Annotated in this window: 11 protein-coding genes; 4 read left to right on the forward strand and 7 right to left on the reverse strand. The window is 64.4% G+C overall.

Annotation, left to right across the window (positions count from 1 at the left end):
* The first annotated feature begins 293 nt into the window (after positions 1-293).
* A complete protein-coding gene (locus ACXAJT_RS27055) occupies positions 294-941 on the forward strand; it encodes a flavin reductase family protein (RefSeq protein ID WP_475241953.1) in 648 nt (215 codons plus the stop codon).
* Between the two features lie 121 nt (positions 942-1,062).
* On the opposite strand, the gene ACXAJT_RS27060 is transcribed toward ACXAJT_RS27055, so the two are convergent.
* Both ACXAJT_RS27060 and ACXAJT_RS27065 read right to left on the reverse strand, forming a co-directional pair.
* Positions 1,063-1,437 carry a group I truncated hemoglobin gene (locus ACXAJT_RS27060; protein ID WP_475241955.1) on the reverse strand — a complete coding sequence of 125 codons (375 nt, stop codon included), beginning with the start codon at positions 1,435-1,437 and terminating at the stop codon, positions 1,063-1,065.
* A gap of 81 nt (positions 1,438-1,518) precedes the next feature.
* The gene (locus ACXAJT_RS27065; protein ID WP_475241959.1) at positions 1,519-2,964 is read right to left on the reverse strand and encodes an FAD-binding oxidoreductase; all 1,446 of its coding nucleotides are present in this window, start codon (positions 2,962-2,964) and stop codon (positions 1,519-1,521) included.
* A 203-nt stretch (positions 2,965-3,167) separates the two neighbouring features.
* On the opposite strand from ACXAJT_RS27065, the gene ACXAJT_RS27070 reads away from it, so the two are divergent.
* Positions 3,168-3,857, forward strand: a complete 690-nt coding sequence (locus ACXAJT_RS27070; protein ID WP_475241960.1) for a winged helix-turn-helix transcriptional regulator — start codon at positions 3,168-3,170, stop codon at positions 3,855-3,857.
* Positions 3,858-4,100: 243 nt separating this feature from the next.
* Here ACXAJT_RS27070 and ACXAJT_RS27075 read toward each other — a convergent pair whose 3' ends face one another.
* The 4 genes from ACXAJT_RS27075 to ACXAJT_RS27090 all read right to left on the reverse strand — a co-directional run bounded on the left by ACXAJT_RS27075 (position 4,101) and on the right by ACXAJT_RS27090 (position 7,399).
* Positions 4,101-4,385 carry a hypothetical protein gene (locus ACXAJT_RS27075; protein WP_475241964.1) on the reverse strand — a complete coding sequence of 95 codons (285 nt, stop codon included), beginning with the start codon at positions 4,383-4,385 and terminating at the stop codon, positions 4,101-4,103.
* Positions 4,386-4,638: 253 nt separating this feature from the next.
* Entirely contained in the window at positions 4,639-5,220 is a 582-nt protein-coding gene (locus ACXAJT_RS27080; RefSeq protein ID WP_475241966.1) for a DUF1190 domain-containing protein, read from the reverse strand.
* Between the two features lie 25 nt (positions 5,221-5,245).
* Positions 5,246-6,460, reverse strand: a complete 1,215-nt coding sequence (locus tag ACXAJT_RS27085) for a glutathionylspermidine synthase family protein (protein WP_475241969.1) — start codon at positions 6,458-6,460, stop codon at positions 5,246-5,248.
* A 159-nt stretch (positions 6,461-6,619) separates the two neighbouring features.
* Positions 6,620-7,399, reverse strand: coding sequence for an META domain-containing protein (locus ACXAJT_RS27090; protein ID WP_475241973.1), 780 nt, complete (start codon positions 7,397-7,399; stop codon positions 6,620-6,622).
* Positions 7,400-7,722: 323 nt separating this feature from the next.
* Between ACXAJT_RS27090 and ACXAJT_RS27095 the strand changes: the two genes are divergently transcribed.
* Positions 7,723-8,193 (forward strand): hypothetical protein, encoded by a 471-nt coding sequence (locus ACXAJT_RS27095; protein WP_475241976.1) that lies wholly within the window; start codon positions 7,723-7,725, stop codon positions 8,191-8,193.
* Positions 8,194-8,327: 134 nt separating this feature from the next.
* Here ACXAJT_RS27095 and ACXAJT_RS27100 read toward each other — a convergent pair whose 3' ends face one another.
* Positions 8,328-9,707, reverse strand: coding sequence for an ATP-binding protein (locus tag ACXAJT_RS27100; RefSeq protein WP_475241979.1), 1,380 nt, complete (start codon positions 9,705-9,707; stop codon positions 8,328-8,330).
* Positions 9,708-9,989: 282 nt separating this feature from the next.
* On the opposite strand from ACXAJT_RS27100, the gene ACXAJT_RS27105 reads away from it, so the two are divergent.
* Entirely contained in the window at positions 9,990-11,009 is a 1,020-nt protein-coding gene (locus ACXAJT_RS27105; RefSeq protein ID WP_475241983.1) for a TRAP transporter substrate-binding protein, read from the forward strand.
* Positions 11,010-11,104: the final 95 nt, after the last annotated feature.

Raw genomic sequence — 11,104 nt, forward strand, 5'->3', positions numbered from 1 at the left:
TCTTGTAGGTCGGCTTCGGAGGTCTGCTCATGCTGCCCGGCTAGCATGCTGGATTCACGAGATGAATCCCCTAGATTTGCGCAACAACGCCCCTAAGATAGGCCAAAGAGGCAGGGGATCAAAAGGGAGGGGTCGCGCAATGCCCATATACTGCGCAGGGCACCGTGGCTTTCACCCCGCCTGCATCGACGCACCCGCGGCGTAGATTGCCAGCCTCTGTGGCGGTGGCTAAGACTTCGGCACGCTTGGCAATTCGCCGTTCCTGTCCCGCTCACCCGAAAGGACCGTCTGACGTGACCCATCACGCGCTCGACTTCACGAGCCTCACCCCACGCGAGGCCTATAAGGTCATGATCGGCACCATCGTGCCGCGCCCGATCGCTTGGGTCACGACGATCTCTCCCGACGGCGTGGTCAACGCGGCACCATACTCCTTCTTCAATTGCCTGTCCGCCGATCCGCCCATCGTCGCGCTGGGGGTCGAGAACAAGCCCGACCGCAGCTTCAAGGACACCGCCTACAACATCCGCATGACCGAGTGTTTCACCGTCAATATCGTCGATCGCGCCAATGTCGCCCCGATGGCGGCGACCGCGGCGGGTTTCGGCCCGGAGGTGGACGAGGTCGAGATGGCGGGTCTGGCCTCGGTGCCCGGCGAGAAGGTGGCCTGTCCGCGCATCGCCGAGGCCCCCGTGGCGTTCGAATGCCGCCGGTATCTGGGCATCGAGGTCAGCTCGGCGCGCGAGATCATTCTCGGGCAGATCGTCATGGCGCATGTGCGGCAGGATGTGATTGATCTCGAAACCTATTACTCGGATCACGCCAAGCTCGACGCTATCGGCCGCATGGGCGGCAACGGCTATGCGGGCACGCTGGACTATTTCGATCTGCCGACCCCCTCGGCAGACGAGGTGCGGGCCAAATCCAAGACGCGGGGCTGATGCTGCAAAGAAGCCGGCGCAAACGGCCTCCGCAGCCGGGCAAGGGGATCCCGGCTGCGGAACCCCGGGGCCTTTCAGGGAGGCGGGAAATGCCCCGGTTCCCGGAAGAGAGGGGACGCGCTCATTGCCCGACGATCTCGCCTTTCAGCGAGTAGCTGATCATCAGCACGTCCTTGCGGGTTTGCTCGTCGATCCCATGCGCATCCAGCGTCAGCATGATGTCGTCGATCGCGGCCATGTACTCGCCGTCGCCGATGTTCATGCCGCGATGCGCCTCCGGCATGCTGCGCCCGCTGTAGGTTTCGGGACCGCCGCTGCCCGCACCGAAGAAGTCGCACAGATGCGCTTTGGCGGTGTCCAGATCCTCGGGCATCTCGCGGTAGGGCAGAAAGCGGGCGCTGATCACCGGGTTCTTCATATGCGCGTCGATCACGTCATCGACCAAGGCGCGAATGCCACTCTTGCCGCCGAGCCTCTCGTACAAGGTCTTTTCCATCTCCATCTCCATCTCCATCTTTGCACCCGGTGACGGGCTATAGGCGGCAGGCGCGGCGGATACGTCACGCCTGCCGAGGCTTCACTGCGCGGCCGCCGCCGCCTCCTGAGGCTGGATGTTGTGGTTGACCCGGAACAGGTTCGACGGATCAAAGCGCGCCTTCACCTCGCGCAACCGCGCAAGATTTCCGCCATAGGCCTCGCCAAGCCGTTCTGGCTCGTCGTCGGGGATGAAATTGACGTAGACGCTGGGCGCTGCACCCGCCGCCGTGGCGTTGAACAGGCCGCGCGCCCAATCGATGCAGGCGGCGTCCTTGGCAGCGTCGTCCCAACGGGTGTGCACGTTCATGGTGAAATGGCTGTCACGCTGCGGGAACGCCGTGGCTTCGGGCGCAACCCGCGCCATGGCGCCGCCCACATGGGCGATAAACACCTCGCACTGCGGATCGGGCAACGATTTGACCGCATCCAGTATGGCCGAGATCGTCGCGTCCTCGAGCGTCAGGAAATCCCGGCTTTTCCAGTAATTCCGCGCGCCGGGGGTAAGCAGTGGATCGAAGGCCGCTTGCCAGCCGACAAAGGGATGCGGGCTGATGACGTCGACGATGGGATCACCAAGCGCCCGCAACTCGCGCATGGCCGCTTCGCCCTCTGCCATGTCACCCGCGTAGCAGGCGGCGAAGATCAGAACCTCGCGACCGTGCCAATCCTCGGGCAGAAAGGGCAGGGGCGGCGCCTTGCGCAGCACCGACCAGATGGTCAACTCGTCCGGGGCCGCATCGCACAGCTCGCGGAACTTCGGCAGCAGATCTTCGGCCGCCTCCAGCGGATGGATCACCAGCCCCGAAAGAACCTCCGGCCCCACCGCATGCAGGCGGAACTCGAAGGAGGTAACGACGCCGAAATTACCGCCGCCGCCGCGAAGCGCCCAGAACAGATCGGGGTTCTCGGTCGCGGAGGCCTGCAGGATGCTGCCGTCGGCGATCACCACTTCGGCGGAGAGCAGGTTGTCGATGGTCATGCCGTATTTGCGGGTGATCCAGCCAAAGCCGCCGCCCAGTGTCAGGCCCGAAATACCGGTTGTGGAGTTTACGCCGACGGGCAGCGCCAGCCCATGCACCTGCGTCTCCCGGTCGACGTCGCCAAGGATCGCGCCCGGCTCGACCCGCGCCGTCCGGGCGACCGGGTCTACATGCACAGAGCGCATGAGCGACAGATCAAGCATGAGGGTCCCGTCCTCGACCGCCAGACCGGCGATCTGATGGCCGCCGGCGCGCACTGACATCCGAAGACTGTTGTCACGTGCGAAATTCACCGCGCTTTGAATGTCCGAGGTGCCCAAGGCGCGGATCACCATGCCGGGCTTGCGATGATGCATCGCGTTCCAGATCGCCCGCGCTTCGTCATAGCCGGGCTCGCCTTCAAGCGCCGTGCCGCCGCGCAATGCAGCGTCCAGCGCGGCGTGATCGTCTGCGGTGATCTTTCGTGTCGAGCCGTTGAGCCCGTTGAGTTCTATCCCTGCTGGCATGATGTCCTCCGCTTGTCTGACGCGGCGACCACCGGGCCGCCGCCTTGTCTCGAAGAGTCCGTCGCCCGCAAGAGCGACTGATCAAAGCATGAAGACAGGTGGAGTCGCCGACCAGTGGCGGAACTGGACCTGCCGGTTCAGTTTCTGAACTGGATACAAAAAGCTGCATGTAAGCTATACTGATGGCACCGAGGGAGGGTCGCATGTCGAATGCCAGCTACTTTCAGTTCTGCCCGGTGGCCATGGCCGCCGAAATCCTGTGTACACGATGGACCATGGTGCTGGTCCGCGAGCTTGTCGCGGGATCGACCCGTTTCAACGATCTCAGGCGTGGTGTTCCACGCATGTCGCGCTCGCTGCTGGCGCAGCGTTTGCGAGAGCTGGAGGCCGCCGACATCGTCGAACGGCGTCCGGTGCCGGGAACGCAGAATGTCGACTATCTGCTGACGCCGGCGGGCAAGGATTTGCTGACCATCGTCGAAGCCTTTGGCATCTGGGGTCAGAAGTGGGTGAAATCCGAACCGTCGCTGGAGCGCCTCGACGTCTCGTTGCTGATGTGGGACATGCGGCGCAATCTCGATCCCAGTCCGCTGCCGCCACGGCGGACGGTGCTGAATTTCCTGTTTCCGGATCTGCCGCAATCGAAACGCGCATGGTGGCTGATCGTCGAGCCCAATGGCGCCGTCGACCTGTGCCTTGCCGATCCCGGTTTTGAGGTCGACCTTTTCGTCACCACTGATCTTCGGACCATGACGGAGATTTGGATGGGATTGTCCACGGCGCGGCAGGCGGCGGAGAAACTCGAACTGGATGGTCGGCGCGACATAGCGGAAACCATGCAGCAATGGCTCGGGCTCAGCCCATTTGCCGCGCAGAAAAAACTGGTGTCCTGACAGCCCGGACGCGTTGCGGGCGAGGGCGGCAATAAAAACCGGATGGATTTTCCGCTGCGCCTGATACGTCCAAAAATACACGCATTGCGGTATTTAATTTAACGACTATCAACCTATGCGTACAAGCGTTTTGCACGAAGGGTTGGCCCCTACGTCAAGAGTTAGCTCGCATAAGTAAGATTATGTTAATTTTATACACTGAGCAAAGCGAGCGCTTTGCGAGTGAACCTCTGCTGCGCGCGCTCAAACTTGACCGCGACCATCTTCTTTTGAGGCTGTCGCATGTCTTTCCTCAGCGAAGATCACGCCCTTTGTGTTCTTACGGCGCAGCGTGAGGAAGTAGAGGATCACGATCATGACCGAGGGAAAACCTAGGTACGCGAGCACGATCACAGGCAGGCTTGCATCCGCGAGCCAGAGAATGACACCGGCCGCGACGCCAAAAAGACCAAAAAGGCAGGCGATCACAAATCCCCCGCCAGCAACGACCGGCTTCTCCTGCCTTGTCTCGGACTTTCCGTTATTCATGCGCTCCCCTCTGTGCCGCAAGAATGAAAAGCAAGGAAATTAAGAAATATCAAGATTTGAAAATTCGTCAGTATATCCTCAAGCGTATATCAGATGCATGGGGCAATAAAGGCAGTTTCAAGGTCATTGAAAATAAGCCGCATCCAATTTGGTGGAAGGCGCGACATTGCGAACGTTTCTAAGAAGATACGGCTTCGATTGCCAATCAATCAAAACCGCTCCCGACAGCGCCAAGGGGCCTGATATCTCGGCTTCAGCCACCAAAGCTGCTGCGCGCACCGCCTGTGCGACCGAACCCGCCACGCGAGGCCACGCTGGCACGGGTCATCGGTGCTTTGCCTGCGGTGGCCGGCGGTTTCGAGAACATGCTGGTTCCCAGCTTGGCGCGTCCGGAATTGCTGGAATAGGTGCTGGCTCCGGTGGCATTGGTAAAGCGCCCGCCGGGCGTCCGATACAGCGGCTGCGACGCGGCAAGCCCCGAGCGGCCACCCAGCATATTGCCCATCAGGTAGCCCGCCAGCAGCGGCATGAAGATGCCGCCGGACCCGCCCTGAACCTGTTGGGCCTCGCTGTCGCAGGCGCCTTCGCCATGCTGCTCTTCGCACACTTGCAGGCTGTCATAGCGCGGCGCCGACTCCACATGCAGGGTCTCGGCCTCTTCGAACGCGGTATCGCACTCCTGAGCCGAGAACATGCCGCCGTTGATCGCGGCGCTGCGACAGCTTTCCAGATCGGGAAAGGCCTGCGCGTCAACCTGCTCTTCGCGGCAGCCGGCAAGGCTGAACGAAGCGGCGCCGACGATCGCCAGCGCGACGGTTCTGGAACGTTTTCTCATCGGTGTCTCCCGGTCGTGTCGGATGTCAGTCTCGAATGAAATGCGGCTTGAAGCGCGACAGGTCCTGCGTGATGCGCGCCCGGTCTTCGCGAAGCCCGATACCGGCGCAGCTTTCGCCGATCACCCACGCCCCGACCACAGGTCGGAAGCCGTCGAACACCGGCAGCGGATGATAGGCTTGTACGATGCGCGCGTGGCCCTCATAGCCCCCATCCGGGGCCGCCTCCAGAACCTCGCCCTGCTGCATGATACGCACCGACGCGCCCTCGCGCGAAAAGATCGGCTTGGTCACGTGGCCGGCCTGCAGGGTCTCGGCAGCGCGCGAGATCAGCGGATCGTTCGCCGCGCCCCCGGCCAGCGCCCCGGCGACCTCGTCCTCGAAAAACGCCGGCAACAGGTTCGGATGGCCCTCGAACATGCGCCAAAGCACCGGCAGCAGCCCCTTGTTCGACAGCACCGCCTTCCACGCCGGCTCGAGCATCAGGCAGCCGGCGGTGCGCAGGTGCTGGGCATAGTCGTCCTGCAGCAGGTCTTCCCACGGATAGAGCTTGAACAGCGTGCCGATCACCCGGTCCTCGGCGTCTAGGAACTGTCCGTCGGTGCTTATCCCGAGCTTCTCCAGATCGCTGTAATGCGCGCCAAGCTCGGCTTCTCGCGCCGCCCAGCCCATGGTTTCGACCGTGCCGTAGTCCTCGGCATTGCCGCCCGCGGCGGTGAAATGCAGGTCGGTGCCCGGCTCGAACAGTGCCCGGAAACGGTCGACCAAGGCCTCGTGGATGCCGTTGAACTGATCGTCGCCGTCGCGCAGAACTCCCGCCGCGATCTGATCTTCCAGCCAGAGCCATTGGAACGACGCGCTTTCATAGAGCGAGGTGGGCGTATCGGCGTTGTACTCCAGAAGCTTGGCGGGCCCCTGCCCGTCATAGGCAAAATCGAACCGCCCGTAGATTTCGGGATCGCCACGCTGCCAGCTTTCGGCGACAAGGTCCCAATGCTCGGCCGGAATGCCGAGCCGGGTCATCAGCTCTTCGCTGGCGGTGATCGCGGCAGCGGCCTCGCGGCACATGCCGTGCAATTCGGTGGCGGGATCCTCCAGATCGTCTTCGATCTGGCGCAGGGTAAAGCGATAGGCCGAGCTTTCGTCCCAATAGGGTTCGCCATGCATGTCGGCAAAGCTGAAGCCCAGCTCTTTGGCCTTGTCGCGCCAGCCGTCACGCTCGGGCAGATTGATCTTTTCCATCGCCTCCTCGGGGGCCGTTTCCACCCTCCCCTTGCCAGAGACGCTCGGGGAACTGAAGGGTGGATCGGCCGGTCGTGCATATATAGGGGGCGCGGCGTGGATTTTGAATTGCTTGGCCGCGCCGCCGCGCCAAGCTGACGCAGCGGCACGAGGCAGTAATCACTCGGGGCGTTCTTGCAGGCGCAGCACGGTCACCCCGGCGGAATTGGTCAGGCTCAGCAGGTTGCCGTTGCGCACATACCCGGCGGCCTGTTCCAGCGCCGCGACCATGTCCTGATCAAGCTTCATGCGCGGCTCCGGGCAGGCCCGGCGCGTTCCCGCAAGAGGCTGCACGAAGCTGATCGTTCCGGCGCCGATCTCGGCTCGCCCGGTGAACCGATTGCAGCCGCCGTACATCGAAAAGCCGCCATCCTCGGCAAAGGCGATGCTGGGCGGATCGTCGGTCACCAGCAGCCGCCCGCCAATTTCGGAGGCGGCCCAGTCCACGCCGGTGATCCGCGCCGGAGCGCTTGCGGTGTCGGCCACCGGCGCCGGAGCGATCTGTTCGAGCACGATCTCGGGCCGCTCGGGGGCGCCGCGGGTCAGCGCGGCATGAGATGTGGTGGTGCGCAGGACTGTGGTGTCTCCGGACATGACCTTGGCGGAAACAACGTAGCTCATCCGCGGGTCGATCTGGCTGTCGTCATAGGGCAGCCGGATCTGCGCTGGCAGGGTCTCGATCCGATAGCGGCGCTCAGCGATGACGGTCGACGGCGCGTCGGCGCGCGACACGTCGAGCAGCGAAACCTCGAGCATCTCTCCGGCGGGCAGGCTGGCGCCCTCGGCCAGCCGGACAATCACCGGAAGATCAACGGTCTCGGCCATCAGCGGCGCTCCTCCCAAGGCGAAAAGCAGGCTGGCGAGGCCGAACCGGCGGGCCAGACCTTTCAGGCAGTTCATCGTGTATCTCCTTGTCAATAATCGCATTTATGAAATCTGGTGGTGCCAGAACAGCCGTGGCCCTACGCGTGGGCGGGGTTGACGCCATGATGGCCCATGCCCGCTTTGCGGGCAAGCGGCGCGCCGCCCAGTCTGTCAGTGCTGCCCGCCAATCCGCCTGTCGCTTCGGCCTCTCAGCCATGCCGATTTCCCCTGCCACACCAATACCATGAGGCCCATTGCAGGGGCGACGTCTGGCAATCGCTGTGCTAGGCTCGGCGACGATTGAACTGCCGGTGGTGCGCGCCGCCGGGCTTTTGGATTTGTAGAATCAGGGATTTTCGATGGCTCCGCACGCACGCACCGCGCGATTTGTCACAACCTTCATGATGGCGCTCGTCGGTGGGCTGCTGTTCTTCGCCTTCCTCTACGAAGACGCCGTGGCGCTTGGCCCGGACCGCGCCCTGGCCGAACCGCGCGGCCTGCAGATACGCTATCTGCTGGCCATGGTTCTGGGCGGCGCGCTGTCGGGCTGGCTGCTGTCGGGGCTTTACGGTCGCCGTGGCATTGGCGGCTGGCTGCTGGCGCTGCTCGGCGCGATCTTGGCGCTGATCGTGGCGGGGCTCTTCGGCAGTGCCGCGGGCCTGCTGCCCGACATACTGCGGCAGGGCTGGACCGGCGCCGACCTGATCCCGATCCTCTTTGGCGCGCTGGTGCTGCCCTTGTCGTTCGCCGGGGCGCCGCTGCTGCTCGTGGGATGGCTGGTGCTGAGCCTGCTCACCCACCTCTGGGCGGCCCGCGCGCGCCGGGGGTGATCCCCGGGTTCGGCAACAAAGAAACGGCAGCGGAGAATCCCCGCTCCGCTGCCGCTGGCGTGACCGGCCTGCGCGACCGGAACACGCCGCGGCGGGCTGTGAGGGCGCCCGCCGCCGTGTCGCGATGTCCCGGTTTACTCGCCGGGGGTCACGCGGCTGATGTGGTCACCGCTTTCGTCCTCGGCGCCGCGGCTTTTGTTGACGAGGTAAACACCGCCGTCCGCAGCCGCGATCACGTGGTTGGGGAAGCTGCCGATCTCGGTCTTGGCAACCACCTCGCCATCGGGCGACACGGCGACCAGCGAGTCCGAGCCACGCACCGCCACCCATGCCAGATCGTTCTGCGCATCATAGGCGATGTTCAGCGGGCCCGAGCCGACCGGCACATCGTGCAGGGCTTCGCCCGTTTCGGCGTCGATGATCAGCAGGTTGTCGGTGTTCATCCCGCTGGTGAAGATGCGGTCCGTCTCGGGATCATAGGCCACGCCGATGGTGCGCTTGGACAGCGGCAGCGCGTGCACGGCGCTCTGGCTGCCCGTCGCCAGATCCACCTCGGCAACCTCATCGGTGGTCAGGCTGACCACGTAGAGCGTCTGGCTGTCATCGTCGATATGCATGCTGGCGGTGCCAAAGCGCTCGCCGCGCTTGCCCGAGGACAGTTCGATCGGCGCCAGTTCTTCAAGCGTCTCGCTGTCGAACACGTGGATCATCGGTTCGAAGGTCGCGGTGACATAGACCTTGCCGTCGAGCGCCAGCGCGTCGCGCGGATGCGGTACGGCGCCAGCCTCGAACTGCTTGATCAGCGACAGGTCATCGGCGCTGTAGACCGCCACGGTGTTCTGCCGGGTGTTGGTCACCCAGACCTGCCCCTGTGCCTCGTCGACACCCACGCCATACACCGCGAAGACACCGCCATCACGCCCGTCCGCGCGGTCCGGCGCCTCCTCGGGCGTCACTTCGGCAAGCACTTCCAGCGTCTCGGGGTCGAGCTTCAGCAGCTTGCTCTCGGTCACCGGCGGGCGACCGACGGCAGAGGTCACGTACAGCGCGTCCGGCGTTTCGGCCACCTGATACAGCCCGGGGGCCAGTTTCTGCGAGGTCACGTTCAACGCGCCGCTGTCCGGCAGATCGGGCGAGACCTTGAGGTCGAAGGTCATCGCAAAGGCCGGATCGGCAATCTCTGCCACCACTGGGTAAAGGCCCGGCTCGGCGCCTTGCGGGATCTGCACCTGCGCCGAGAAACCGCCCTCGTCGTCGACGCTGACCGCCTCGCCGCCGTTGAGCGCAACCCCGTTCTGCCGCAGCACGACCTGCTGGCCCGGCACAAAGCCGCGGCCATTGATCATTGCGGTGGTGCCGGCGGTGATCGGCGCCCGGTTCTCGCCAGAGGCGGACACGCCGCCCTGAAAGCCTTTGGCAAGGCCGGTGAACGGATCGGAAAGCGCAGCGCCGGCCATCAGCGCGGAAAGCGCGAGGCCGCAGACGCCGGTGCGGAGTGCCGTGGCGAGAGACATGAGTGTGCTCCTTTGGAGGCGGCCGGGGGCCGCGGGAATATCGAAGGGCTGGCTCGGGCGCGGCGCCGTGGCTCTGCGGCGCGGGTGCGCGCAGTTGCCACCTGCCTAGAATGGCCGACTTTTACAGTCAAGTATTTGCCGCCACTCCTGACAGCCCCGTGATGGCGGCCGCGCCGCTGCGGGAACCCGCAGGCGGCGCGGATGATTGACGGATTGTCTGGCAATCGGACGACGCGCTTGCTACCCCTGTCCCCGGAGGACGATTCACAGGGAGGAGAATTCATGTCCAAGACCTTTACCGCCGCAGTTGCCGGCGCGCTCTTGCTCGCCGGTGCCGCCAGCGCGCAGACCACGCTGCGCATCCAGACCCACCAGTCGCCGGAATCCGTTGCAGGCCAGCTTGTGCGCGAGTTCGCCGAGCAGGTGGAAACCATGTCGGGCGGCTCGCTCGACCTTGAGATGTTCTACAGTTCCGCCGTCGTCGCCTCGGCCGAGACCTTCGGTGCCGCCGCCAACGGCATTCTCGATTGCGACATGACGAACCCCAGCTACCAGACCGGTCGCAATCCGGCGTTCCAGTTCGTCGCCGACACGATGGGCGGTTACGACACGCCGCTGCAGTACCTCAGCTGGATTTCCGCCGGGGGCGGTCGCGAAGCGATCAACGAGCTTTATCACGCCAATGGCATGGAATTCGTCGGGGCCTACCTTGGCGGGCAGGAATCGATGAACTCCACCGCGCCGATTGCCGGCATCGAAGATCTGCAGGGCTGGAAGTTCCGCTCGCCGCCGGGCATGGAATCGGAGATCTTTGCCGAGCTGGGTGCCACGCCCGTGGTGATGGATTTCACCGAGATCTTCACCGCGCTGGAGACCGGCATCATCGACGGTGCGGACGCCTCGACGCTGGCCAACAACGTCGGTCTGGGCATCTACGACATCGCCAAGCACACCACCTACCCCGGCTTCCACTCGATGAGCTCGGACCATCTGGCGTGCAACAAGCAGGTCTGGGACGGGCTCGAGCCCGCCGAACAGGCGATCCTGCGCGCAGGCGTGGACCAGCTGGCGATGAACCTGATGATGCGCACCATCGTGCAGAACGGCGAAGCGCTGACCGCGCTGCCCGAAAAGGGCGTGACGATCTACGACTGGTCGCCCGAGGACCGCGCCGCCTTCCGTGAGGCCGCGATCAGCCGCTGGGACGTCTGGGCCGAGAAATCGCCCGAGGCCAAGGCCATGGTCGACAGCCACAAGGCCTTCCTCGAGCGCATCGGCCTCGGTCAGGGCAGCGACGGCTGAGCCGACCCGCTCTCACCCCAAGCGCGCGGCCTCGTCCTTCATGTCCTCGATCATCCGCGAGCCGCTGAACGGCGAGCCGGCGATCTGTCCGGTGG

The organism is Salipiger sp. ABF4_146, from assembly GCF_056161345.1.